This is a genomic window from Methylococcus mesophilus (assembly GCF_026247885.1).
Taxonomy (GTDB): domain Bacteria; phylum Pseudomonadota; class Gammaproteobacteria; order Methylococcales; family Methylococcaceae; genus Methylococcus; species Methylococcus mesophilus.
This window is the reverse complement of the sequence record NZ_CP110921.1, coordinates 1,281,291-1,307,086: the sequence shown is the minus strand read 5'-3', so window position 1 is coordinate 1,307,086 and position 25,796 is coordinate 1,281,291. Positions and strand designations below refer to the sequence as shown.

The following is a 25,796-nucleotide window of genomic DNA, read 5'->3' as shown; positions in this document are numbered from 1 at the left end:
GGGGATTCGATGAACCGGCGACCGCATGAGGCTGGTCAGGCAACAAGGAGGGCGGGAGATGGCGGCTGTCTTGCCGACGCCATCCGGCCGTTCCACGTCATGGAGATCCTGGCGCGCGCCAGGCAATTGGAGGCATCCGGGCGTTCCATTGTCCACCTGGAGATCGGTGAGCCGGATTTCCCGACGCCCGAGCCTGTGAGCGCGGCGGCGGTCCGCTTCCTGGCCGGCGGGCAGGTGCGCTACACGCCGGCCGCCGGATTGCCCGAGCTTCGGGAGCGGCTTGCGGGATACTACGCCGAACGCTACGGTGTCGCAGTCGCGCCGCAGCGGATTTTCCTTACGCCGGGCGCGTCGGGCGCGTTTTCCCTGGCACTGGCCGTTGCCTTGTCACCCGGCCGGCGTGTCATGCTGGCCGATCCCGGCTATCCCTGTTATGCCAATTTCGTGCGGCTGTATTCGGGTGAACCGCACGCCGTGCCGGTGGGGCCGGAGCAGGATTTCCACCTGAACGCCGCCTTGTGCCGGGCGCATCGCAGGGGAGACGTACCGGTGGCGATCAGCGCTTCGCCCTCCAACCCGACCGGCACGGTCATGAACGCCGCGATTTTGCGGGACCTGGTGGAATGGTTCGAGGCTGAGGGAGGGATGTTCATCTCGGACGAGATTTACCATGGGCTGGAATACGGCCAACGCTCGGTCAGCGCCCTGGCGTTCGGCGAGAATGCCTTCGTCGTCAACAGCTTTTCGAAATTTTTCGGCATGACCGGCTGGCGGCTGGGCTGGCTGATCGTGCCGGAGGCATACACGGCGGCCGCAGAGCGGGTGGCCCAGAATATCTTCATCTCGGCGCCCACGCTCTCGCAGTACGCGGCCTTGGCGGCATTTTCGGACCAAAGCTTCGCCGAACTGGAACGCCGCCGCCGGGCTTTCGAGGTGCGCAGGGATTTCCTGTGGGGGGAGTTGGTGAAACTGGGGTTCCGGGTGCCGGTCCAGCCGTCCGGAGCGTTCTACATCTATGCCGACTGCTCGGCGTTTACCGAAGACAGCGCAGAGTTCGCTGCAAGCCTCCTGGAGCGGGCCGGCGTTGCGGTAACACCGGGCAAGGATTTCGGCGTCCAGGCGCCAGAACGGTACCTGCGCTTTGCCTACACGGCCGACGTTCCGGTGCTGCGGGAGGCGGTCGAGCGGATTCACCGCTTCGTCGCCGGCCGAAAGGCCGGTATCAGTGTGCCCGGCTGATTTCCTGCATCTGGGCTTCGATCCAGCGCTCGGCCTGGGCGGTGATTGCTGCCGCGTCGAACTTGGCTGCATCGATCGGCGGTCCGACACGTACCTGAATGGTGCCGGGGTACTTCAGGAAGGCGCGGCGGCTCCAGTACTCGCCGGCGTTGTGCGCCACCGGCACCACCGGGCAGCCGGCGCGGTGCGCCAGCATGGCGCCGCTGGCGCCGTAGTGCCCCTTCTTGCCGGGAGCGACGCGGGTGCCTTCCGGAAACACCACGACCCACAGACCTTCCCTCAGCCGTTTCACCCCGTCGTTCAGCACCTGCTTGAGGGCCGCCGTCTTATGCGCGCGGTTGATCGCGATGGGCTTGAGTGTCGCCATCGCCCAACCCCAGACCGGCAGTCTCAGCAGTTCCTGCTTGAGGATGAAGACCAGGGGCGGGAAGATCACCTGCAGCGCGATGGTCTCCCAGGCCGACTGGTGCTTGCAGAGGATGACACCGGGCTGGACCGGAATGTTTTCCCGCCCCTGGACCTGGAAGTCCAGCCGGCACACGGTTTTCAGCATCCAGAGATTGAACCGGACCCAGCGGTTGGCCAGTGCCCAGCGCACGCCGAACGAGAAGGGGCGGGCGGCGACCATGCACGGGCTGATCACGAAGGTGGACAAGGTCATGCCGGCGAAGAACACCGCCGAACGCAGGATGATCTCAAGCTTGGCTGAAAACGATATTTTGTGCGGCTGCATACAGGTCGGGGAAGGTGGGGACGTCGAGTTCGGGATTCCGCTCCAGCGTGCGCGTGCCCTTGCCGGTTTCGACCAGCATCGGTGCCGCGCCCGCCGCCGCCGCCGCTTCGATGTCGCGCAGCGAGTCGCCGACGGCAGGCACGCCGGCGAGTTCCACGCCGTATTTTTCGGCGAAGGCGCGGAACAGGCCGGGCCTGGGCTTGCGGCAGCCACACATGTCTTCAGGGCCATGTGGGCACAGGAAAACGTCGAAGATTTCGCCGCCGGCCTCCCGGACCGCCGTCCGCATCTTGTCGTGGATCGCTTCCAGCATGGCGGGGCTGAACAATCGGCGTGCAATGCCTGACTGGTTGGTCAGCACCACCACCCGGAAGCCGTGGCGGGTCAGCAGCGCGATGGCGTCGAGGCTGCCGGGGATCGGGCGCCATTCTTCCGGCGACTTGATGTAGTTGTCGGAGTCTTCGTTGATGACGCCGTCCCGGTCCAGGATCACATAGCGCATGTCACTGGGCCGGCTGCAGGGCGGAGATGTCGGCGATGTTCAGGAACAATCCTTCCACCAGGGCCAGCAGGCCGAGCCGGTTGAGGCGCAGGGATTCGTCCTCGCTCATCACCATCACCTTGTCGAAGAAGGTGTCGACGCTGTCGCGCAGCTGCGCCAGCCGACACAGCGCCGTGGTGTAGTCGCGGGCGTGCAGCAGCGGCAGGATGTCGGCATGGGCCTGCCGGGCCGCTGCCAGCAGTGCTTTCTCCGAGGGTTCGACCAGGATTTGCTCGTCGGCGTTCGCAACCACCGTTTCGCCGGACTTGCGCAGGATGTTGCGGATGCGCTTGTTGGCCGCCGCAAGGCTTTCGGCGGCGGTGAGGCCGCGGAATTCGCGTACCGCGGCGAGCCGGCCCAGGAAATCCACCAGACTGGTCGGACGTATCGCCAGGACCGCCTCGAACTCGTCGTGGCGGTAGCCCTGCTCGAGGCAGTAGCCGCGCAGGCGCTCATAGAGGAAATCGAGCAGCGCCGACCGGGTCGCGTCCGGATCGAAGCCGTGGGGGAGGCGCCCTAAGGCCTTTTCCAGCAGGACTTCGATATCCAGGTCGAGATTTTTTTCGATGAGGATGCGGATGACGCCCAGCGCGGCGCGGCGCAGCGCATAAGGATCGCGGTCGCCGCTGGGGACCAGGCCGATGCTGAAGATGCCGGCCAGGGTGTCGATCTTTTCCGCCAGCGCCACAATCTCTCCTGTACGAGATACGGGCAGCGGGCCCCCGGACACTTTGGGCAGGTACTGCTCCTCGATGGCCCGGGCGACTTCCTCGGGCTCGCCTTCGGCCAGGGCGTAATAACGGCCCATCAAGCCCTGCAGTTCGGTGAATTCTCCGACCATGTGGGTCAGGAGGTCGGCCTTCGCCAGCAGGGCGGCGCGTTCGGCGAAGCTCGGGTCCAGGTTCAATGATTCGGCGACGAAAGCGGCCAGGTGCTGCACCCGCCGGGTCTTGTCGAGCACAGAGCCGAGCTTGTTCTGGAAAGTCACCTGGCCCAGCTCTTCCACCCGCTCTTCCAGCGTGCGCTTGCGGTCCTGGTTCCAGAAGAATTCGGCGTCGGCCAGACGCGGCCGGACCACGCGCTCGTTGCCCTCGCGCACGAACTCGGGCCGGCGGCTGTCGATGTTGCTGAAGGTGATGAAATGGGGGAGCAGCTTGCGGTCCGCGTCGACCACCGGGAAATACTTCTGGTTGTCCTGCATGGTGGTGATCAGGACTTCCGGCGGAAGGCTCAGATAGCGCGCCTCGAAGCCGCCCAGCACCGGCACCGGCCACTCGACCAGGGCGGTGATTTCGTCCAAGAGATCGGGGTCGATCAGCGGCTTGCCATTCACCGTCGCGGCCGCTTCCACGGCGAGCCGTTCGATCCGGGCGCGGCGTTCGGCGAAGTCCGGCAGCACGTGGCCCTGGGTCGTCAGCAGGCTGGCGTATTCGCCAGGGTTCGTGACCTCGATCGGATCGGGCGCATGGCAGCGGTGGCCTCGGGTGGTCCGGCCGGCGGCGACGCCGAGGATTTCGCATTCGATCACGCCATTGCCGTATATCACCACCACCCACTGCACCGGCCGGACGAATTCGGCCAGTCCCGCGCCCCAGCGCATGCGCTTGGCGATCGGCAGGGCGGCCAGGCTTTGGCGGATGATGTCCGGGATCAGGGCTTCGGTGGGTTTGCCGCGAACCTCCTGTATCAGGCCCACCCATTCGCCCTTGTCAGTCTTCAGCGTGATGAGCTGGTCGGCCGTGACGCCGCAGCTGCGGGCGAAGCCCTCGGTGGCTTTGGTAGGGGCGCCGTTGGCGTCGTAGGCGGCGTTCAGCGCCGGGCCGCGCCGCTCGACGGTCTGGTCCGGCTGGGCCGCCGCCAGTCCGCGGACCAGCAGGGCGAGCCGGCGCGGCGTGGCGTAGGCTTCGATGGCGGCATACGACAGGCCGGTTTTTTCCAGTCCGGCAGCCATGTTGTCTTTGAGCGCTTCGCTCAGCTTGAGCAGGGATTTCGGCGGCAGCTCCTCGGTGCCAAGCTCGAACAGCAGGTCGCGGATCTCAGCCATGAACGTGCTCCTCCTTGGCGTTGAGCATCGGGAATCCCAAGGCTTCCCGGCGCTGGTAATAGGCTTCGGCCACGGCCTTGGCGAGTTCGCGCACCCGCAGGATGAAGCGTTGGCGCTCGGTGACCGAGATGGCTCGGCGGGCATCGAGCAGGTTGAAGGCGTGCGAGGCTTTCAGCACCATCTCATAGGCGGGCAGGGGCAGTCCCAGCGCGATGAGCTGGCGGCATTCGCGCTCGTAGGTGTCGAAGGCGCCGAACAGGAATTCGGTGTTGGCGTGCTCGAAGTTGAAGGCCGACATCTCGACCTCGTTCTGATGGAACACGTCGCCGTAACGGACAATGCCCTGCGGCCCCCGCGTCCAGACCAGGTCGTAGACGTTCTCCACGCCCTGCACGTACATGGCGATGCGCTCCAGGCCGTAGGTGATCTCGCCGCTGACCGGCCGGCAATCGAGGCCGCCGACCTGCTGGAAATAGGTGAACTGGGTCACTTCCATGCCATTCAGCCAGACTTCCCAGCCCAGGCCCCAGGCGCCGAGCGTGGGCGATTCCCAGTTGTCCTCGACGAAGCGGACGTCGTGTTCGAGGAGGTCGAAGCCGAGCAGGCGCAGCGAGCCGAGATAGAGTTCCTGGATGTCGGGCGGCGAAGGTTTCAGCACCACCTGGAACTGGTAGTAATGCTGCAGCCGGTTGGGGTTGTCGCCATAGCGGCCGTCGGTGGGGCGGCGCGAGGGCTGAACGTAGGCGGTGTTCCACGGTTCCGGGCCGATGGCGCGGAGGAAGGTCGCCGGGTGAAAGGTTCCGGCGCCGACCTCCAGATCCAGCGGTTGGAGGATCACGCAGCCTTGCTCGGCCCAATAGCGTTGAAGGGTCAGGATCAAATCCTGGAAGCTCAAGGTTTCGGCGGCGGGGGAGTTCGATGTAGGCACAAGCGATCCGGCAGGTTTTCGTGCGGGCGGGAATTATATCTGAAAGTATAGGGTCAGCCCTTGGGGGGAGCGGCCGATTTCAGCCGGAATAGGCCGGAAATGTCGTCCTCGCCGTGGTCGCGGGCCATGAGTTCGGCATAGTCGTCCCGGGTCTGGGCGCTCAGCGGCAGGGAGATGCCTAATCTTTCCGCCATCTCCAGGCAGATGTTCAGGTCCTTGTGGTGCAAGGCCAGCTTGAAGCCGGGCTGGAAGCTGCCGCGGATCATGGTTTTGCCGCGTTTGTCCAGGAACCAGTTTCCGGCGGCGCCGCCGGAAACCACGTCGATGACCTTGTCCAGGTCCAGGTCCAAGGCTTGCCCGAATGCCATGGCCTCGGTGACGGCTTGGTTGATACCGGCGCACATCACCTGGTTCACCGCCTTGGTGGCCTGGCCGGCGCCGGTGTCGCCCATGTGCATGATGCGGTTGCCCATTGCTTCCAGCACCGGCCGGACTTTTTCCACGGTTTCGGCCCGGCCGCCGATCATCAGGGCCAAGGTGCCGTTGCGGGCGCCCTCGACGCCGCCGCTGACGGGGGCATCGAGAAAATCGCCGCTCGCCTGGCGGACGACCTCGGCGGCGCGGCGGGCGGTGGCTACGCCAACCGTCGAGCAGTCGACGATGACCGCGCCCGGCCGGAGTCCGGGTGTGAGGGCTGCGATGACCTCCAGCACATCGGCATCCGCCGAAACGCATGTCACGACCACATCGCAGGCCGTGGCCAGGTCAGCGAGGCTGGTGTAGGCCATGGTCCCGGTTTCGGCGGCGAATGCCCTGGCTTTTTCCGGCGTACGGTTCCAGACGCCGGCCAGCAGGCCCGCACGCTGGAGGTTGCGGGCCATGCCCAGTCCCATGGCCCCGAGCCCGACGAAGCCGGTCTTCATGCTCATTCCTCCAGGTAGGTGTAGTTGCTGAGTCCCGCGATCAGCTCGCTTTCGTATTGCTTGCGCTGGTGCATCGGGATGTCGGCTTCGATCAGCTTCTTGCGGTAGGAACGCTCCAGCTCGTCCGGGTCGATGTGGACGTAGCGCAGCAGGTCGTCGGCGCCGTCACCGCGACGGGTTTGACTGAAGGTATAGCCGCCCGCCCCGTCCAGTTCGACGTTCACCGAGTGGGTGTCCCCGAACAGGTTGTGCATGTCGCCCAGGATTTCCTGATAGGCGCCGACCAGGAAGAAGCCGATCAGATAGGGCTCGCCCGGTACCTGCGCGTGCATCCGGAGGGTGTTCTCGATGCTCTGGCGGTCGATGTAGGCGTTGATCCGGCCGTCGGAATCGCAGGTCATGTCCTGGATCACGGCACGGCGGGTCGGCTCTTCGCCAAGCCGTTGCAGCGGCATGACCGGAAAGATCTGGTCGATCGCCCAGGCATCGGGAATCGACTGGAAGACCGAGAAGTTGCAGAACAGCTTGTCGGCCAGGCGTTCGTTGAGTTCATCCAGCACGGCACGGTGGGCTCTCAGCCGGATGTCGAGACGCTGCTGCACTTCGTGGCATAGGGTGGCGTGGAGCCGCTCGGCTTCCGCCAACTGGTCCAGGCCGATCTTGCCCTGGACGTACATGGTCCGGGCTTCGGACAGGTCGAACTCGGCGTCGTGGTAGATGCCCAGTACCGATTCGCTGTCCACCCGGCGGAGCAGGTCTTCCAGATCCTTCAATGGCTGAGCCACCGAGGCGGAGACCGGGCTGGCGTCATAGGTGGCCGCTTCGATATCGACGACGTTGGTCACCAGCACGGCATGGTGCGCGCTCATCGCCCGCCCGGCTTCGGTGATCAGGTTGGGCTGGGGCAGTCCCTGTTCGGTACAGAGTTCGGAGAAGGCCCGGACGATGCTGTGAGCGTATTCGTCCACGCTGTAGTTGATCGAGCAGTCGCTGACCGAATGCGTGCCCTCGTAGTCGATGCCGAGGCCCCCACCGACGTCGACATGATCCACCGGCGCGCCCAGCCGCCGCAGTTCCGCGTAGTAGCGGCCGGCTTCGCGCAGGGCGGTCTTGACGTCGTTGATGTTGGCCACTTGCGATCCCATGTGGAAGTGCATCAGCCGGACCCAGCCGAGCCCACCGGCGCCCTCGAGCCGTTTGAGGAACTTCAGGATTTCGCCCGCATGCAGGCCGAATTTGGATTTCTCGCCCCCGCTGTTCTGCCATTTGCCGGTGCTGATGCTGGAGAGTCGCACGCGGACGCCGAGCTGCGGGGCGATGCCGAGGGCGTCGGATTCGCTCAGCACCAGTTCGAGCTCGGACAGCTTTTCGACCACGATGAAGACGCGCAGCCCCAGTTGGCTGCCGATCAGGGCCAGCCGGATGTAGGCACGGTCCTTGTAGCCGTTGCAGACGATGGTGCCGGATTCCGCCAGGGCGAGGATGGCGAGCAGCTCCGATTTGCTGCCGGCTTCCAGGCCGACACCGCCGGCGCGGAGAATGTTCTCGACGACGTTGCGTTGCTGGTTGACCTTGATCGGGTAGACCGGCGTGTAACCCGCCTTGTACTGGTATGCGGCCCGCGCCCTGCCGAACGCGGATGTCAGGAGTCCTACCCGGTCGCGCAGGATATGGGGAAAGCGCATCAGCACAGGCAGGGACAGGCCCTCGGCACGGACGCTGCGGGCGATGGCGGCGATGCTAACGCCTCCCTCGACGCTCCCCCGCAGCGGGCAGACTACGGCTTCGCCGTCGGGTGCGATGTTGAAATAGCCGTCGCTCCAGTGCTCGATCGCGTAAGTATCGCGCGCTTCGCTCAGCGTCCAGTTCACCTTGGTCATGGGGCCCGTCTTTCAAAAACTTCCAATTATGGGGAGAATGCAACATTTTTTCCACGCAGGAGGACTTCCATGCGCGACGCACAGGACTGGTTTACCGAATCCTATCCACAGCACGGCAGTGCGCTGTCCCTGAAAATCACGGCGAAGCTGCACGAGGAGCAGACCCCGTTCCAGCGCATCGAGATCTACGACACTGAATGGTTCGGCAAGCTCATGGTGATCGACGGCTGCACCATGGTGAGCGACCGCGACAACTTCCTCTATCACGAAATGATGACGCATCCCGTGCTGTATACCCACCCCGCGCCGAAGACCGTGTGGATCATCGGCGGCGGCGACTGCGGTAGCCTGCGGGAGGTGTTGAGGCACGCGGAAGTCGAGAAGGCGGTGCAGATCGACATCGACGAGCGGGTGACGCGGCTGGCGGAACGGTATTTTCCCGAACTCTGCGAATCCAACGAAGATCCCCGCGCGGAGCTGCTGTTCATCGACGGCATCCGGTGGGTGAAAGATGCGCCAGATGCGTGCGTCGACGTCATCATCGTCGACAGCACCGACCCGGTCGGTCCGGCGGAGGGGCTGTTCAACGAGGCGTTTTTCCGCGAGTGCCACCGCTGCCTGCGTGCCGATGGCATCCTGGTGCAACAGAGCGAATCGCCGCTGTTCCACCTGCCGCTCATCACCTCGATGCATCGGATCATGCGGCAGGCGGGCTTTTCGCAAACACGCACGCTGTTCTTCCCGCAATTCATCTATCCCTCGGGCTGGTGGAGCGCCACGATGGCCGGCAAAGGGGACCTGAGCCGGTTCCGAGCGGACGCCGCAGCGGCGAAGCCGTTCCCTACACAGTATTACAACGCGGACATCCATCGGGCCGCGTTCGCCGTGCCTGAGTTCTTTCGCAACGCCCTGCGGCAGCTGGACTGAACCGATGCTCGGCGGCGATTTGTCAAGATGCCATCGGTCCGATACTATTGATTGCCATGGAAGCTGATCGCGTATACGACTATCTGGAGCGGATTTCGAACCTGATCCGCATGGATGCGCGCCGGTCCGAAAGCTTCAAAGGGTTGCAGCCGGTGCAACTCGAGGCCCTCCATTATCTGGCCAGTTGCAACCGTTACAGCAACACGCCGCTGGCCGTCGCCGAATATCTCGGTTTGACCAAGGGGACGGTCTCGCAGACCTTGGCCGTCCTTGAAAACAACGGCTTGATCGTCAAGGAGAGCGATGTGCGCGACCGGCGCGTGGTGCACATGCTGTTGACCGAGGCGGGCAGACGGCTGCTGGATGCGTCGATTCCGCCCCGCGTGCTGCGCACCGCGCTGCGCGCGATCCCGAAAGACCAGCGTCCGTTGCTGGAATCAGTGCTCGCCAATGTGCTCCAGGCGATGCAGGTCGCCAATCAGCTCAAGACCTTCGGTGCCTGCAAGAGCTGCCGCCATCACATTGTGTTGGAAGACGCCAGCCGCCGATGTGGATTGACCGGCGAACAATTGTTCGAGAAGGACGCCGAGATGATCTGCCGAGAACATCAGCTGCCCGCCGGGGATTGAGGGGGCGGACAGCCGGGGAACTCGTCCGCGGGAGTGCGCCATTACAGCGCCTGGTCTCCGGTTTCCCCCGTGCGAATGCGGATCGCCTGGTCGATGGCGGTGATGAAGATCTTGCCGTCGCCGATCTTTCCGGTATTGGCCGCTTTGACGATCGCATCGACCGCCGTGTCCACCAGATTGTCGGCGACTGCGATTTCCAACTTCACTTTCGGCAGGAAATCCACGACGTATTCGGCTCCGCGATAGAGTTCGGTATGGCCTTTTTGCCGCCCAAACCCCTTGACTTCGGTGACCGTCAGTCCACTCACGCCGATATCGGAAAGCGCTTCGCGCACATCGTCGAGCTTGAAGGGTTTGATGATTGCAGTGATGAGTTTCATGATCGTCTCCGCGGATCGTTGTTTTTTCAAGTGGGTGAAGCGTGATAACAGCCACTAGGCCGGTTTGTTCCGGATGATGTCGTCGACGACCGCAGGGTCGGCCAGCGTCGAGGTATCCCCCAGTTGATCCAGGTCGTTGGCGGCGATTTTCCTCAGGATTCGCCGCATGATTTTACCCGATCTCGTCTTCGGCAGGGCCGGTGTCCACTGGATGATGTCCGGGGTCGCAATCGCGCCGATTTCCTGCTTGACCAAGTCGATCAGTTCGCGCTTCAGCGCTTCGCTCGGAGCCGCATCGGCAACCAGGGTGACATAGGCATAGATGCCCTGGCCCTTGATGTTGTGCGGGTAGCCGACCACCGCAGCTTCCGCCACGCTGTCGTGCAGCACCAGTGCGCTCTCGATCTCGGCGGTCCCCATCCGGTGCCCCGAGACGTTGATGACGTCGTCTACCCGGCCGGTGATCCAGTAAAAGCCGTCCGTGTCCCGGCGCGCCCCGTCGCCCGTGAAGTATTTCCCCGGATAGAGGGCGAAATAAGTCTCGCGGAAACGGTCGTGATTGCGGAATACGGTGCGCGCCTGGCCCGGCCAGGAAGCGGTGATGGCGAGGACGCCTTCGGCCGGGCCGGCCAGTTCGTTGCCCTGGGCGTCCAGGATCGCGGGGACGATGCCGAAGAAGGGACGGGTGGCGGACCCGGGTTTGAGCGGCGTGGCGCCTGGAAGCGGCGTGATCATGATGCCTCCGGTCTCGGTTTGCCACCAAGTGTCGAGCACCGGGCAGCGCTTTTCGCCGATTTCCTGGTAGTACCACTCCCAGGCTTCCGGATTGATGGGTTCGCCGACCGAGCCCAGTATTCGCAGGCTGCTCCGTTCGGCCTGCTTCACCCAGTCTTCGCCCAGCCCCATGAGTGCCCGGATGACGGTGGGCGCCGTGTAAAAAATGCTGACTTTGTACTTGTCGATGACCTGCCAGAGCCGCGCCGGCGTGGGGTAGGTCGGCACGCCCTCGAACATCAGGGTGGTTGCGCCGTTGCACAAGGGGCCGTAGACCACGTAGCTGTGGCCGGTGATCCAGCCGATGTCCGCGGTGCACCAGTACACTTCACCATCGCGGTAGTCGAACACGTACTTATGCGTGACCGCGGCGTACAGCAGATAGCCGCCGGTCGTGTGGACCACACCTTTCGGTTTGCCGGTCGAACCGGAGGTATAGAGAATGAACAGCGGGTCTTCCGCGTCCATGTCTTCGGGGGGGCAGGCGGGCGATGCGGATTCCAAGGCCTCGTGAAACCAGTGGTCGCGTCCTTCGGTCCAGTCTACCGGGCGGGCAGTATGGCGCACCACAAGCACGGTTTCGACATTGGGGCATTCGGTCAGCGCAACGTCGACGTTATGCTTGAGCGGCACGAACTTGCCGCCCCGCCGGCCCTCGTCGGCGCAGACGACGACGTGGCAGTCGGCGTCCAGGATGCGGTCCTTCAACGCCTCGGAGGAGAATCCGCCGAATACTATCGAATGTATGGCGCCTATGCGGGCACAGGCCAGCATGGCCACGGCGGCTTCGGGGATCATCGGCAGATAGATGCAGACCCGGTCGCCTTTGCCTACGCCGTGGGATTTGAGCACATTGGCAAACCGGCAGACCCGGTCGTGCAACTCCCTGTAGGTCAGGCTGCGCTGATCGCCGGGCTGGTCGCCTTCCCACAGAATGGCCGTCTGAGTGCCCCGATGGTCCAGATGGCGGTCCAGACAGTTGTAAGACACGTTCAAGCGGGCGCCGGAGAACCATTCGATGGCTGGCGTATCGAAGTTCCATCGCGCCACCCGGTTCCACGGAGCGCTCCAACTGACGAATTCCTGAGCTAAGCGGGCCCAGAACCCTTCCGGGTCCTTTATGGACCTGTCATACATTTCCCGATAATTTCCGTCGGTTATTGTGGCGGATGCCGCGATATCCGCAGGCACGGGGTAGACATGTTCTGTTTTCATTTAATTGTCGCTTGTCCGTCGGCTCCGAATTGAGAATTATACTCATGAAACGGTAATCGAATCTGGTGAATTTTAGGACGGCTTCGGCGACAATGAAACCAGAAGACTCAGGTATCTGGACCATTCCAGATGCGGTACGAGCATAAGCATGATCGTAACTGTCGATACCCCTGCTTTGGTGCTGGGATCGCGGCCAACTTGACCGCTTCTTCAGCGGGCGGGGCGCCCGCGCGCGCCAAGGCCTGGACCGACACAAATGATCTGCTTGTTTCCTTCGAAAGAATAGGGTTTTTCTTTGCCGGAAAGGTATACAATTAGGTCCAAGGTTTACGGAAGGGGCGTTATTGCGAAAGTCGCAATAACGTGGAGTGCGAATGCTGCCTCCGGCTCAAAAGGCCGCTGGCGGCGTGTCTGTTGAGGGTGAAACTGATGTCGTCTGAAGTCGTTTTTGAGTTGGACGGGGGCCTCGTTGAAGGTTTGGGTTGCGTCGATGAGACAGCGGCGATCGAAATAAACGCCGGTTGTGATATCGAAGGAGATGCCATGGATGGCTGCGGTCCCCAAGTCTGGTGCGATGAAGTTCCCGAAGAAGGCAGAGAAAGGGCCGAGGTTGGCTCAGAGCTCGATGCGACACGCATCTATCTGAACCAATTGGGAAGATGGAGGCTGCTGACGGCTGAAGAGGAAAAGCATTTCGGGCGTCTCGCCCTCGAAGGCGACGATGATGCCCGCCGCATCATGATCGAAAGCAATCTGCGCCTTGTCGTCAAGATCGCGCGCCGCTATCTGAACCGCGGCCTGCCTTTGCTCGACCTGATCGAGGAGGGGAATCTCGGTCTGATCCGGGCCGTCGAGAAGTTCGAACCGGAGCGCGGATTCCGATTCTCCACCTATGCAACGTGGTGGATAAGGCAGACGATCGAGCGGGCTCTGATGAGCCAGGTCCGGACCATCCGGCTGCCGGTCCATGTCGCCAAGGAAATGAACGCCGTATTGAAAGCCTATCGGAGCCTTTCGGTAAAAATGCAGGGAACGCCAACGGCCCAGGACGTGGCTCGGTTGCTCGATAAATCGTCCGAGCGAGTCGAGCAACTTCTGCGGCTGAGCGAAAAGGATTTGTCGGCCGATGCGCCGATGACCGCCGACTCCTCCAAGTCCCTGCTCGATATGGCGCCGGATGACGGTCAGAGTCCGGTCACGGATGTGCTGCTTACCGAACGGATCGAGCAGAGAATCGATGAATGGCTGGGCCGGCTGAACTCGCGCCAGCGGGAGGTTCTCCAGCGCCGCTTCGGGCTCGGCGGGCATGAGGTTGCGACGCTCGAGGAGGTAGCCGCGGATATGGGTGTGACACGGGAAAGGGTGCGTCAGATTCAACGGGAGGCGCAGCTCAAGCTCCGTTGTATCCTGGAGGCGGAAGGTTACACCGCAGACGCTGTCTTGCTGAATTGAGCTCCCTGTCGACGCCCCGTCCGATCCGCGTTAAATTAACCGGAACGCAACGGACTCAAGAGAGAATCATGACGCTTCGTAGACTCGGAATCCTGTGGCTCGCTTCCCAAGTGGCGGCGTGTGCTTCTCTGGAGGAGAAGGTTCAGGATACGGAACAATTGCTGGCGGCTGCCGGATTCAAGATCAACTATGCCCAGACCGCGGAGCAGCAGGCCAACGTCAAGGGGATGACGCAGCAGAAGCTTGTGGCACACCCGAAGGGCGACAAAGTGATGTACGTCTATGCGGATGCCAACATCTGTCAGTGCGTTTACGTAGGCGATGCGGATGCCTACGCCCGTTTCCAGAAGCTCGCCGTTGAAAAAGAAATCGCCGACGAGCAGAGGCAGGCGGCGGAGACCAACCTCGACGCCACCATGAACTGGGGCATGTGGGGGCCTGGATTATGGTGGCCCTGACCGGCTACCGCTTGTAGTAGCCGTTTCCTCGCACTAATTGGTATTACGAAGCGCCCTTTTTCGGGGCGCTTTTTTGTGCAAGTCACTTGCGCCAGAATGCAGGCGTGAAGATGATCAGGGCGGTGAAGACCTCAATGCGGCCCAGGAACATCGCAATGGTGCACGTCCAGGTCTGGAAATCGGAAAGGGACGCGTAATTGCCGGCAGGTCCCACCACGTTGAGACCGGGGCCTGCATTGTTGATGCTGGCGATGATGGCAGAGAACGAGGACACCATGTCCAGCCCGCTGACCACCAACAGCATCGTCAGGATGACGATGCTCATGAAGTAGACGAAGATAAATCCGAGCACCGACAGGATGATGTTCGACGGAATCACCATGTGTCCGATCTTGAGCGGATTGACCGCTGTCGGATGGGTCAGCAGCAGCATCTGCAATTGACTCTGCTTCATCAGGATCAGGGTGCGCATCATCTTGATACCGCCGCCGGTCGAACCCGTGCACACCAGGACGCTACTCAGGAACAGCATCCACAGCGGTGCGAACAAGGGCCACTGATTATAGTCCACGGAGGCGAAACCACAGTCGGTGGCGATCGACACCAAGTTGAAGCTCGCATGCCGCAAAGCGGTCCAGAGATCCGGATAAGTGCGGTGCGCGACCAGGAACAGGGCGATGCCCACGCTGCTTCCGAGCGCCAGAACCAGGTAGGGAATTGCCTCGACGTCGTGCTGGTATGCCTTGAGGCTCCTGGTGCGGATTGCCAGGAAATGGGTGGCGAAGTTCATTCCAGCGATCAGCATGAAGACCATCAGAATCGCTTCTATCACCGGCGAGTCGAAATAACCGACACTGGCGTCATGGGTTGAAAACCCGCCCAGGCTCATGGCGGCGAAAGCATGACAGACGGCGTCAAGCCAACTCATGCCGGCCGCCTTGAGACACAGAATGCAGGCCAGCGTGATATAGGCGTAAACCAGCCAAAGATTTTTTGCGGTTTCGGTGATCCGCGGCGTCAGCTTATTTTCCTTCATGGGGCCGGGTGTTTCCGCCATGAACAGCTGGCGTCCGCCGATGCCGAGGACGGGAAGAATAGCCACCGCCAATACGATGATTCCCATGCCGCCCAGCCAGTTCAACTCGTGACGCCAAAGGTTGATTGCGGGCGGCAACTGATCCAGACCTGCCAGGACGGTGGATCCTGTAGTCGTCAGCCCCGACATGGCTTCGAAATAGGCATCGGTGAACGACAGTCCGTCGATGTACGACATCAGCGGGAACGTAGCGAAGGCGGCCATCCCGGTCCAGGCCAGCACCACGAGGATGAAGCCGTCTTTGGACTTCAGGTCGTACCGGTACTGTCTGGTCGCGATCCAGAGTAGTGCGCCGGCGCCGACGGTGAAGAGCATGTCTTCGATGAAAAGGAGCGCGGTGCCGTCGGCTGCTAGCAGTGAAGTCGTGATCGGTAGCAGGTAGGTCAGACTGAAGACTACCAGCATCAGCCCGAATACGCGGGCAAGAGACAGCAGGCGCTTCACGGTGCTGCGGGACGCAAACTGGGGCATGGTCAGCGGCGGAGGTGGTGGACGCCGGGCATCGAAGGGGGGCGCCGCATCTGCCGGCGCCGGCAGACGTGCCACCAGACGGTATCGGGCACCCAGCCCCGATTCGCCGACGATGTTGGGCGATTCATGGCGTCGCCGCGGTTACCGCGGCAAGTCGGAGCGGCCCATCAGGAACTCGTCGACGGCGCGAGCCGCCTGGCGTCCCTCGCGTATGGCCCAGACGACCAGCGATTGTCCCCGCCTCATGTCTCCGGCCGCGAATATCTTGTCCACGGAAGTCCGGTAGCTCTGGATATCCGCCTGGACATTGCCGCGCTCGTCCAGCCGCACGCCGGCTTCTTGCAGCAGCCCTTCCTGCACCGGGTGTACGAAGCCCATGGCGAGGAGGACCAGATCCGCCTTGAGTGTGAATTCGCTTCCGGGGATTTCCTCCATGACCCAGCGCCCGCCTTCCTGCTTCCAGCTCACTTCGATGCAATGGATCTCGGTCACAGCGCCGTTTTCGCCGCTGAAACTCTTGGTCGCGACGCTCCAGCGCCGTTCGCAGCCTTCCTCCTGCGACGAGGAGGTGCGCAACCGGTTGGGCCAGTTCGGCCAGGTGAGGCCTTTGTCTTCCTTGGCCGGAGGCCGGGGCAGGATTTCCAACTGCACCACTGAGGCGGCTCCCTGGCGAATCGAGGTACCGATGCAGTCGGAACCGGTATCGCCGCCGCCGATGACGATGACGTGCTTATCCGTTGCCAGGATGCCTTCCGCTTCGTCGAGCGGATCGCCGGCGACGCGCTGGTTCTGCTGCTTCAGGAATGCCATGGCGAAATGGATGCCGCCCAATTCGCGGCCGGGGACGGGCAGGTCGCGCGGCTTTTCCGATCCGCCCGCCAGCACGATGGCGTCGAAATCGGCCATCAGCCGGCTTATCGGAATATTGGCTCCGATGTGGCTGTTGGGACGGAAGATCACGCCTTCGGCCTGCATCTGTGCGATGCGGCGGTCGATCAGGTGTTTCTCCATCTTGAAATCGGGAATGCCATAGCGTAGCAGGCCGCCGATGCGGTCGGCCTTCTCATAGACCACCACCCCATGACCGGCGCGCGCCAGTTGCTGGGCACAGGCCAGACCGGCTGGCCCGGAGCCGACGACCGCGACCCGCTTGTCGGTCCGCTTGAGCGGAATCTGCGGCCGGATCCGGTGCTCCTCCCACGCTTTGTCCACGATCGAGCATTCGATGGTCTTGATGGTGACCGGCTCGTCGTTCAGATTCAGTGTGCATGCCGCCTCGCAAGGGGCCGGGCAGATACGGCCGGTGAATTCCGGGAAGTTGTTGGTGCTGTGGAGCACCTCGATCGCTTCCTCCCAGTTGCCCTGGTACACCAGATCGTTCCAGTCCGGAATGATATTGTTGATCGGGCAGCCTTGGTGGCAATAGGGAATTCCGCAATCCATGCAGCGAGCGCCCTGGCGGCTGATTTCGTCCTCGCTGAGCGGTACGACGAATTCGCGGTAGTGCTGGATCCGGTCGGCGACCAGGGTGTAGCGCCGGTCCTGCCGCGCAATCTCCATGAAACCGGTGGGTTTTCCCATCTTTCTCAATACCTCGTTCTTGTTTTGTGGGCCGGGTTCAATGATGCGCGGCCGCACCGGTCCGGGTCTGCTGCATCTTTTCCAGCGCCTTGCGGTAATCGACCGGCATGATCTTGACGAACTTGGGTGCGTAAACCGCCCAGTTATCCAGGATCAGCCCGGCGCGCTCGCTGCCGGTATAGCGGCGGTGCTTCTCGATCAGGAAACGCAGGCGGCGCATATCGTTGCGGGTCATGTCGTGCATGATGTCGACCCTGCCGTGGGTCTCCAGATCGCCACCCTGGTGCTCGAAATGCTCCAGCGCATCGTCTTCCGCCGGCACCGGCTCGAGTTCCACCATGGCCAGGTTGCAGCGCTGGTCGAAGTCGCCGGATTCGTCCAGCACATAGGCGACGCCGCCGGACATGCCGGCCGCGAAGTTGCGTCCGGTCGCGCCCAGCACCACCACCACGCCGCCGGTCATGTACTCGCAGCCGTGATCGCCGACGCCTTCCACCACCGCGATCGCGCCGGAGTTGCGGACCGCGAAGCGCTCCCCGGCCACGCCGCGGAAATAGCATTCGCCGCTGATGGCGCCGTACAGCACGGTGTTGCCGACGATGATGTTCTGTTCCGGCGTGATGGGGCAGTCGGCCGGCGGGTAGATCGCCAGACGGCCGCCGGACAGCCCCTTGCCGACATAGTCGTTGGCCTCGCCTTCCAGTTCCAGCGTCACGCCTGCCGCGAGGAAGGCGCCGAAGCTTTGGCCGGCGGTGCCGTGGGCCTTGATGTAGATCGTGTCTTCCGGCAGGCCGGCATGGCCGTAGCGTTTGGCAACCTCGCCCGAGAGCATGGCGCCCAGGGTGCGGTTGTAGTTGCGCACGCCGATGTCGATATGGACCGGCTTCTTCTCTTCCAGCGCAGGCCGGGCGAATTCGATCAGCTTGCGGTCCAGTGCCTTGTCCAGGCCGTGGTCCTGCTGCTCGCAGTTGGAGATGGCGACGCCGGGGCCGGCTTGCGGCTTGTACAGGATCTTCGACAGGTCGATTCGGGAGGCTTTCCAGTGGTCGACGGCCTTGCGCATGTCGAGCCGTTCGGAGCGGCCGACCATGTCCTCGTAGCGCCGGAAGCCGAGCCGGGCCATGAGCTGGCGGACTTCCTCGGCGACGAAGAAGAAATAGTTCACCACGTGTTCCGGCTGGCCGGTGAAGCGCTTGCGCAACTCCGGATCCTGCGTCGCCACGCCCACCGGGCAGGTGTTGAGGTGGCATTTGCGCATCATGATGCAGCCCTCGACGATCAGCGGAGCAGTGGCGAAGCCGACCTCGTCCGCACCGAGCAGGGCGGCGATCACCACGTCGCGGCCGGTGCGCATGCCGCCGTCGGCCTGGACACAGATGCGTCCGCGCAGGCGGTTCAGCACCAGGGTCTGGTGGGTTTCAGCCAGGCCGATTTCCCAAGGCAGGCCGGCGTGCTTGATCGAAGTGATTGGGCTGGCGCCGGTGCCGCCGTCGTAGCCGGAGATGGTGACGTGGTCTGCGTGGGCTTTGGCGACGCCCGCCGCCACCGTGCCGACGCCGACTTCCGACACCAGCTTGACGCTGATGCGGGCCGCCGGATTCACGTTCTTCAGGTCGTGGATCAGCTGGGCCAAATCTTCGATCGAATAGATGTCGTGATGCGGCGGCGGCGAAATCAGGCCGACGCCGGGAGTCGAATGGCGCACCTTGGCGATGACCGCGTCGACCTTGTGGCCGGGCAGCTGGCCGCCCTCGCCGGGCTTGGCACCCTGTGAGATTTTGATCTGGATGTCGTCGGCGTTGACCAGGTATTCGGCGGTGACGCCGAAGCGCCCGGACGCGACCTGTTTGATCGCCGAGCGCAGGGAGTCGCCGTTCGCCAGCGGCACGAAGCGCTCCGGCAGCTCGCCGCCTTCGCCGGTGTTCGACTTGCCGCCGATCCGGTTCATGGCGATCGCCAGGGTGGTGTGCGCCTCGTAGGAGATCGATCCGAACGACATGGCGCCGGTGACGAAGCGCTTGACGATGTCCTTCGCCGGCTCGACCTCGTCCAGCGGCACCGGCTCGGCGGCGAAGCGGAAATCCATCAGGCCGCGCAGGGTCAGCAGGTGCTCGTTCTGCTCGTTGACCAGCCTGGCGTATTCGGCATAGGTCTTGGCGTCGTTCGCGCGGGTCGCGTGCTGCAGCTTGGAGATCGTTTCCGGCGTCCACATGTGATCCTCGCCGCGCACCCGGAAGGCGTATTCGCCGCCGACGTCGAGCGCACTCCGGTACAGCGGCGCATTGCCGAAGGCCTGGCGGTGGCGGCGGACGGTTTCCTCCGCGACTTCCTTGAGTTCGATGCCGCCCGTGGTGCATTCGGTGCCGTGGAAATAGCGGTCGAGGAAGCTCTCGCCCAGCCCCACGGCATTGAATATCTGTGCGCCGCAATAGGACTGGTAGGTGGAGATGCCCATCTTCGACATGATCTTGAGCAAGGCCTTGCCCACGGCCTTGATGTAGCGCTTATGGGCTTCCTCTTCGCCGAGCTTTTCCGGCAGCGAGTCGAGCAGGTCCGACAAGGTGTCGAAGGCGAGGTAGGGGTTGACGGCCTCGGCGCCGTAGCCGGCGAGCAGGGCGAAATGATGAACCTCGCGCGCTTCGCCGGTTTCCACCACCAGGCCCGAATGCGTGCGCAGGCCGGCGCGGATCAGGTGGTGATGAACCGCCGAGGTGGCGAGCAGGGCGGGGATGGCGATATGGCCCGCATCCATGCCGCGGTCGGACAGGATCAGAATGTTGTTGCCTTCCAGCACCGCCTGTTCGGCGCGGCGGCACACGGCGTCGAGCGCCGGCTCCATCCCCGGTGCGCCGGCATCGGCCGGAAAGCAGATGCTCAGGGTCTTGGTCTTGAACGCGCCCTGGGTCCGTGCCTCGATGCGGCGGATTTTTTCAAGATCGCTGTTGCTGAGGATCGGCTGGTGCACCTCGAGCCGCTTGTTGTTGCCGCCGTTGTCCAGCGCCAGCAGGTTGGGGCGCGGACCGATGTGCGACACCAGCGACATCACCAGCTCTTCGCGGATCGGGTCGATCGCCGGGTTGGTCACCTGGGCGAAACCCTGCTTGAAGTAGTCGTAAAGCATCCGCGGCCGGTTCGACAGCACGGCCAGGGCGGCGTCGGTCCCCATGGAACCCACCGGTTCCTGCCCGCTCAGGGCGATCGGCTTGAAGAAGACCTTGATGTCTTCCTGGGTGTAGCCGAACGCCTGCTGCCGGTCGAGCAGGGTGCCGTGATCCGGCGCCATCGCGGCGACTTCCGGAGGCAGGTTCTCGACGTTGATCTGAGTCTTGTCCAGCCATTCCTGGTACGGATTGCGCCGGGCCAGTTCGTCCTTGATTTCCTGGTCCTCGATGATGCGGCCTTGCTCCAGGTCGATCAGGAACATCCTGCCGGGCTGCAGGCGCCACTTCTTGACGATCTTGTGCTGCGGGACGTTCAGGACGCCCATTTCCGAGCCCATGATGACGTAGTCGTCGTCGGTGATCAGGTAGCGTGCCGGGCGCAATCCGTTGCGGTCGAGCGTCGCGCCGATCTGGCGTCCGTCGGTGAACGCCACGGCGGCGGGGCCGTCCCAGGGTTCCATCAGCGCTGAGTAATACTCGTAGAACGCGCGGCGCTTGGGGTCCATCAGCGGGTTGCCGGCCCAGGCTTCGGGAATCAGCAGCATCATGGCATGGACCAGCGAGTAGCCCCCGGCTACCAGCAGCTCCAGCGCATTGTCGAAGCAGGCCGAGTCGGACTGGCCTTCGGCGATCAGTGGCCAGATTTTGTCCAGGTCTTCGCCCAGCAGCGCGGACTTCATCGACTGGCGGCGCGCGGCCATCCAGTTGATGTTGCCGCGAATCGTGTTGATCTCGCCGTTATGGGCGATCATCCGGAACGGGTGGGCGAGGTCCCAAGTCGGGAAGGTGTTGGTCGAAAAGCGCTGGTGAACCAGGGCCAGGGCCGAAACCAGGCTCTCGTCGCGGAGGTCGAGGTAATACGAGCCAACCTGGTCGGCCAGCAGCATACCTTTATAGACGATGGTGCGCGACGACAGGGAGGGCAGATAGAACATCTCACCGGCGGCGATTCTCCCATCGCGGACGGTGTTTTCGGCCTGTTTGCGGATGATGAACAGCTTGCGCTCGAAGGCGTTTTGGTCGGCGCAGCCGGTGCCGCGGCCGATAAACACCTGGCGGACGACCGGTTCCACGGCCTTGACCGTTTCGCCGATGCCTGTGTTATCCACGGGGACGTCGCGCCAGCCGAGGACCGTCTGTCCCTCGGCAGTCACATGGCGGGTCAGTATCTCTTCGCAGCGGCGCCGCTTTTCCGCATCGCGCGGCATGAACAGCATTCCCACCCCATAGTGTCCAGGTTCGGGAAGCGTGATGCCGAGTCCCGCACACTGTCTGCGCAGGAATGCATCGGGCAGCTGCAGCAGGAGGCCGGCGCCGTCGCCTGCCAGAGGATCGGCCCCCACCGCGCCCCGATGCGTGAGGTTTTTCAGTATTTCCAGCCCCTGGAGAACGATGTCGTGGCTTTTCCTGCCCTTGATGTGGGCGATGAAGCCGACGCCGCAGGCGTCGTGTTCGTGGCGTGGATCGTACAAACCCTGCTTGTGGGGCAATGTATGGTGGCTCATTGGGGTTACCTCTTGGGGAGCGCGCCGGGTCAACGAGCGAACGCGTCTGGATTGGCGCCCCATCCGTTGCGATACCTGATTCCCTCCCGCATCGGACGGTCGCGGTTTGCCGGGGCTCGGTGATCGACGGATGGGGACAGTTTCATCGCATAGGGACGTGGGTCCGCCCGCAAAAAAATGGCTGGACACTATATGGAATCGGGCATGTATTTGCAACATCATACGCCCCTCGCCACCCGGCAGGGCCGATCGGCGACAGGGCGTCATATTGTTCGGGACCCGCTAAAGGGGTATAGTGCACCGTTTTTTGGCGGGGCATCGGTCCCTTCTCCTTGCTTTACCGCTTGGCGGAAAGCTGACTCAAACCGAAAGGAGCATTGCTATGCGACATTACGAAATAGTGTTCATGGTCCATCCGGACCAGAGCGGACAGGTGCCGGCGATGATCGAACGGTATCGTTCCATCATCGAGGGCGCGGCTGGGAGCATCCATCGCCTGGAAGACTGGGGGCGCCGTCAACTGGCCTATCCCATCGCCAAGCTGCATAAGGCACATTATGTGTTGATGAACATCGAATGTGATCAGGCGACCCTGGAGGAACTGGAAAGTGGTTTCCGGTTCAACGACGCTGTCTTGCGCAACCTGACGATCAAGCGCGACGAGGCGGTGACCGAGCCGTCCGCGCTGGCGAGGTCCGGAGGCGAGGCCGAGACCGAGCGCACGTCGACGGAGGACGGTGGGGATGAAGCCGCCGCTGGCGCCGAGCCGAGCAACGAGGCGGAAGCAGAGGCTTGACCCCGCTGCCGGCCAACCGAAAGACATAGTCGCCAATCAGATTTTGGAGTTCATCGATGGTTCGTCAATTTAAACGTAGAAGGTATTGCCGCTTTACTGCGGAAGACACCAAGGAAATCGATTACAAGGATTTGGACACCCTGCGGGAATACGTTTCGGAGACGGGAAAGATCGTTCCCAGCCGCATTACAGGGACCAGCGCGAAGTATCAGCGCCAGTTGGCTACGGCCATCAAGCGCGCGCGCTTCCTCGCGCTGCTCCCGTTCTGCGACGCGCACGAGCAATAAGCGTCCTTAGGCCGTTCTCGCTGAAGGGCTGAGGGTTCGTGAAGGGGCTTGCGGCTTTCGCCATGAAGGGCCGATGGCAGGCAGTGCTGGTCATCGGCGGCCTTGTTTGTCTCTCTTTCATGATCCCGCTGGTCGGTTTGCTGAGCTCCGCCGCTCTCGGACTTGTCGTGTTGCGGCAGGGTTTACCGGCTGCATCCACGGTGCTGGTTCTGTCGGCGGTCGCGGTTGCTGTTTTTGGCAGCGTGGTTCTAGGCAGTGTGGCGGCGCCTTTGATGTATGCGCTGCTGCTCTGGCTTCCTACGTCCGCCGTGGCGTGGGTGCTGCGGATTTCCCGCCGGATCGACTGGGCGCTGGCATCCGTCGTCGTAACCGCGCTATTGGCGGTGCTGGCGGTTTACGGTCTGGTCGGTGATCCGGCGGAGTTCTGGACCGACAAACTCACGCTGATGGTTCAGCCGCTGCTGGATCAGGCCCCGGCCGGTTTCGACGCGGACGGCGCGCGGTCGGGACTGCGTGTGGCGGCGCACTACGCGACGGGGTTCGTGACCGCGGGTTCTGCCCTGAGCGTTTTCATGACGCTGGTGTTGGCGCGATGGTGGCAATCCCTGTTGTATAACCCCGGTGGGTTTCGTGCCGAGTTTCTCGAACTGCGGCCAAGCCCTGCGTTTGCGTATGCAGCGTTGGCCAGCATTGGCGTCGCCATGTTATTGCCGTCGCCAGCACTGGCCGAATTGATGTGGAATCTCGGGCTCGTGTTTTTCGTGCTGTACCTCATGGTGGGAATTGCCGTGATCCACGCGCTGCTGTCCCGTCGTCCCGCCGGAAAGTTCTGGCTGGTAGGGGTTTATCTGCTGCTGTTCGTAATTCCCCAGGTCGCCATCCCCGTGGTGCTGATGGGGTTTACCGACGTCTGGATGGACTGGCGCCACAGGCGGATTGCAGGCGCCTGAATCGCGCATGGGCCGGCAATAATTCATTTCTTAAATCAGTTTTTTCGAGGTCTGGAAGATGGATGTGATTCTTCTTGAAAAGGTGCCGAATCTCGGCAACTTGGGTGACAAGGTTTCGGTGCGTCCGGGATACGGCCGCAATTTCCTCATTCCGAAAGGGAAGGCGGTTGCAGCAACGGCGGTTAAGCTGGCCGAGTTCGAGCAGCGCCGGGCGGAGTTGGAGAAAAAGGCGTCCGATGAGCTTGCAGCCGCGCAGGCCCGCGCCGAGGCCATCTCGGGGCTGAGCGTTTCCATCGCTCAGAAGGCCGGCGAGGAAGGCAAGCTGTACGGCTCGGTCGGCACCAAGGACATCGCCGAAGCGGTGACCGCGGCCGGCGTGGCGGTCGAACGGCACGAAGTGCGGCTGCCTCACGGCCCGATCCGTCTCGCCGGAGATTACGAAGTCACTTTGCATCTGCACAGCGACGTGAACGCGACGCTGAACCTGAAGGTCGTCGCGGAGTAGTCAGACCAAGCGCCGGGGGCGGAGCGTGAGGTCCGTTTATACGAGCCTGTTTTACGCGTCCCTCCCTTTGGTGCTGGCGCGCCTGTTCTGGCGCAGCCGGGCGAATCCCGGCTATCGGGAGCGGGTAGCCGAGCGGTTTGCGTTATATCCCGGCCCGCCCAGGCCGGTAGACGTCTGGATTCATGCGGTTTCCGTGGGTGAAGCGGAAGCCGCATTTTCGTTGGTCGCCACCATCCGGCGGCATGCGCCGGCGTCCATTCTGGTCACTACTACCACGCCGACCGGCTCGGCGCGAGTGCGCAAACTACTCGGCGACACGGTCGAGCATGTTTTTCTGCCCTACGACCTGCCGGACGGTGTCGGTCGTTTTCTGGGTCATTTCTCTCCGCGTATGGCCATCATCATGGAAACGGAAATCTGGCCTAATCTGTTCACTGCCTGCCGGAGACAGGGTATTCCGCTTCTCATCGCCAACGCCCGCTTGTCGGAGCGCTCGGCCCGCCGGTACGCCCGTGTCCGCGGTACGCTGAGAAACCTCCTGGCCGGGGTCGACATCGCCGCACAGACGGAGGCCGACGCACAGCGCTTCCTTGCCATCGGCGCAGATGCCTCCGCCATTACCGTCACCGGCAATCTAAAATTCGATACGGAACTGGACGCTTCGGTCCGGGCGGGCGGTGATGCCATCAAGCAGCGCTTGTTTCAGGAGCGACCGGTTTGGCTGGCGGCGAGCACCCATTCAGGGGAGGAAAAGGCGGTGCTGGAGGCTTTCGCCGGGGTCCGATCGCGGCATCCGGAATTGCTGCTGGTGATCGCGCCGCGTCATCCCGAGCGTTTCGAAGACGTCGCGCGCCTGGTGTTGGGGGGCGGCTACCGTCTCGCACGGCAAACGCAAGCCGGGGAGGCTGCGCCCGGGAGTTTCGACGTTTTTCTGCTCGACACGCTGGGGGACCTCATGCGTTTCTATGTCGCGAGCGACGTCGCATTCGTCGGCGGCAGCCTGGTCGACGTCGGCGGCCACAACGTATTGGAACCCGCCTTGGCGGAGACGGCCATTGTGTTCGGGCCGCATACGCGGAATTTCAAGCAGATATGTGATGATCTCGAGCTTGGGGAGGCTGCTGTTCGGGTCCATGGCATCGAGCAACTGGCCGCTGCGGTCGACCGGCTGGCTGCGGACGGAACGATGCGCGGTGATCTTGGGCGGCGGGCTCTTGCCTTCGTGGAACGCAACCGAGGGGCGTCGGAGCTCCATTGGCGACTCGTCGCACCTCATCTTGGGGAATCTCTCCAGTCTCATTGATTTTTTGGGAGGCGCGCA

The 25,796-nt window shown here is 63.1% G+C and carries 21 protein-coding genes; 10 read left to right on the top strand and 11 right to left on the bottom strand.

The genetic code is table 11. From position 1 onward, the window contains the following. Window positions 1-9: 9 nt before the first annotated feature. A complete protein-coding gene (locus OOT43_RS05880; protein ID WP_266023884.1) occupies window positions 10-1,239 on the top strand; it encodes an aminotransferase class I/II-fold pyridoxal phosphate-dependent enzyme in 1,230 nt (409 codons plus the stop codon). Here the strand turns inward: OOT43_RS05880 and OOT43_RS05875 are convergent. From OOT43_RS05875 to speA, 6 genes are read right to left on the bottom strand one after another with little or no spacing between them, the layout of a single operon-like run. Then, entirely contained in the window at window positions 1,223-1,972 is a 750-nt protein-coding gene (locus tag OOT43_RS05875; protein WP_266023883.1) for a lysophospholipid acyltransferase family protein, read from the bottom strand. The genes OOT43_RS05880 and OOT43_RS05875 overlap by 17 nt on opposite strands. After that, window positions 1,935-2,474: a D-glycero-beta-D-manno-heptose 1,7-bisphosphate 7-phosphatase gene (gmhB, locus tag OOT43_RS05870; RefSeq protein ID WP_266023882.1), complete on the bottom strand. Its 540-nt coding sequence runs from the start codon at window positions 2,472-2,474 to the stop codon at window positions 1,935-1,937. Before gmhB ends, OOT43_RS05875 begins: the two co-directional genes overlap by 38 nt. Before the next feature lies 1 nt (window position 2,475). Next, window positions 2,476-4,557, bottom strand: coding sequence for a glycine--tRNA ligase subunit beta (gene glyS / locus OOT43_RS05865; RefSeq protein ID WP_266023881.1), 2,082 nt, complete (start codon window positions 4,555-4,557; stop codon window positions 2,476-2,478). Further along, window positions 4,550-5,485 carry a glycine--tRNA ligase subunit alpha gene (gene glyQ, locus OOT43_RS05860; RefSeq protein WP_266023880.1) on the bottom strand — a complete coding sequence of 312 codons (936 nt, stop codon included), beginning with the start codon at window positions 5,483-5,485 and terminating at the stop codon, window positions 4,550-4,552. The genes glyS and glyQ overlap by 8 nt, the downstream gene beginning before the upstream one ends. Before the next feature lie 53 nt (window positions 5,486-5,538). Next, complete coding sequence (locus tag OOT43_RS05855; RefSeq protein WP_266023879.1) at window positions 5,539-6,408, bottom strand: NAD(P)-dependent oxidoreductase; 870 nt, start codon at window positions 6,406-6,408, stop codon at window positions 5,539-5,541. A 2-nt stretch (window positions 6,409-6,410) separates the two neighbouring features. Continuing rightward, entirely contained in the window at window positions 6,411-8,288 is a 1,878-nt protein-coding gene (speA, locus tag OOT43_RS05850) for a biosynthetic arginine decarboxylase (RefSeq protein WP_266023878.1), read from the bottom strand. 69 nt (window positions 8,289-8,357) lie between these two features. On the opposite strand from speA, the gene speE reads away from it, so the two are divergent. After that, window positions 8,358-9,215 carry a polyamine aminopropyltransferase gene (gene speE, locus OOT43_RS05845; RefSeq protein ID WP_266023877.1) on the top strand — a complete coding sequence of 286 codons (858 nt, stop codon included), beginning with the start codon at window positions 8,358-8,360 and terminating at the stop codon, window positions 9,213-9,215. Window positions 9,216-9,271: 56 nt separating this feature from the next. Beyond that, on the top strand, window positions 9,272-9,844 hold the full coding sequence (locus tag OOT43_RS05840; protein ID WP_266023876.1) for a MarR family winged helix-turn-helix transcriptional regulator: 573 nt from the start codon (window positions 9,272-9,274) through the stop codon (window positions 9,842-9,844). Between the two features lie 41 nt (window positions 9,845-9,885). Here OOT43_RS05840 and glnK read toward each other — a convergent pair whose 3' ends face one another. Both glnK and acs read right to left on the bottom strand, forming a co-directional pair. Beyond that, window positions 9,886-10,224 carry a P-II family nitrogen regulator gene (glnK, locus tag OOT43_RS05835; protein WP_169603010.1) on the bottom strand — a complete coding sequence of 113 codons (339 nt, stop codon included), beginning with the start codon at window positions 10,222-10,224 and terminating at the stop codon, window positions 9,886-9,888. Between the two features lie 54 nt (window positions 10,225-10,278). Then, entirely contained in the window at window positions 10,279-12,213 is a 1,935-nt protein-coding gene (gene acs / locus OOT43_RS05830; RefSeq protein WP_266023875.1) for an acetate--CoA ligase, read from the bottom strand. A 543-nt stretch (window positions 12,214-12,756) separates the two neighbouring features. On the opposite strand from acs, the gene rpoS reads away from it, so the two are divergent. Beyond that, the gene (gene rpoS, locus OOT43_RS05825) at window positions 12,757-13,665 is read left to right on the top strand and encodes an RNA polymerase sigma factor RpoS (RefSeq protein WP_266023874.1); all 909 of its coding nucleotides are present in this window, start codon (window positions 12,757-12,759) and stop codon (window positions 13,663-13,665) included. Window positions 13,666-13,733: 68 nt separating this feature from the next. Next, a complete protein-coding gene (locus tag OOT43_RS05820; RefSeq protein ID WP_266023873.1) occupies window positions 13,734-14,123 on the top strand; it encodes a hypothetical protein in 390 nt (129 codons plus the stop codon). An 82-nt stretch (window positions 14,124-14,205) separates the two neighbouring features. Here the strand turns inward: OOT43_RS05820 and OOT43_RS05815 are convergent, their stop codons facing one another. From OOT43_RS05815 to gltB, 3 genes are all read right to left on the bottom strand, one after another. Continuing rightward, window positions 14,206-15,663, bottom strand: coding sequence for a TrkH family potassium uptake protein (locus OOT43_RS05815; RefSeq protein WP_266024839.1), 1,458 nt, complete (start codon window positions 15,661-15,663; stop codon window positions 14,206-14,208). A gap of 168 nt (window positions 15,664-15,831) precedes the next feature. After that, entirely contained in the window at window positions 15,832-17,271 is a 1,440-nt protein-coding gene (locus tag OOT43_RS05810; RefSeq protein ID WP_266023871.1) for a glutamate synthase subunit beta, read from the bottom strand. A 37-nt stretch (window positions 17,272-17,308) separates the two neighbouring features. Continuing rightward, window positions 17,309-21,937 carry a glutamate synthase large subunit gene (gene gltB / locus OOT43_RS05805; protein WP_266023870.1) on the bottom strand — a complete coding sequence of 1,543 codons (4,629 nt, stop codon included), beginning with the start codon at window positions 21,935-21,937 and terminating at the stop codon, window positions 17,309-17,311. A 382-nt stretch (window positions 21,938-22,319) separates the two neighbouring features. Between gltB and rpsF the strand changes: the two genes are divergently transcribed. The 5 genes from rpsF (at window position 22,320) to waaA (ending at window position 25,778) form a co-directional block, all read left to right on the top strand. After that, complete coding sequence (gene rpsF, locus OOT43_RS05800) at window positions 22,320-22,733, top strand: 30S ribosomal protein S6 (protein WP_266023868.1); 414 nt, start codon at window positions 22,320-22,322, stop codon at window positions 22,731-22,733. Window positions 22,734-22,789: 56 nt separating this feature from the next. Next, a complete protein-coding gene (gene rpsR / locus OOT43_RS05795) occupies window positions 22,790-23,020 on the top strand; it encodes a 30S ribosomal protein S18 (RefSeq protein ID WP_266023867.1) in 231 nt (76 codons plus the stop codon). 62 nt (window positions 23,021-23,082) lie between these two features. Beyond that, the gene (locus OOT43_RS05790) at window positions 23,083-23,970 is read left to right on the top strand and encodes a YybS family protein (protein ID WP_266023866.1); all 888 of its coding nucleotides are present in this window, start codon (window positions 23,083-23,085) and stop codon (window positions 23,968-23,970) included. A 58-nt stretch (window positions 23,971-24,028) separates the two neighbouring features. Further along, window positions 24,029-24,475: a 50S ribosomal protein L9 gene (rplI, locus tag OOT43_RS05785; protein WP_266023865.1), complete on the top strand. Its 447-nt coding sequence runs from the start codon at window positions 24,029-24,031 to the stop codon at window positions 24,473-24,475. 25 nt (window positions 24,476-24,500) lie between these two features. Continuing rightward, window positions 24,501-25,778: a lipid IV(A) 3-deoxy-D-manno-octulosonic acid transferase gene (gene waaA / locus OOT43_RS05780; RefSeq protein WP_266023863.1), complete on the top strand. Its 1,278-nt coding sequence runs from the start codon at window positions 24,501-24,503 to the stop codon at window positions 25,776-25,778. Window positions 25,779-25,796 lie beyond the last annotated feature (18 nt).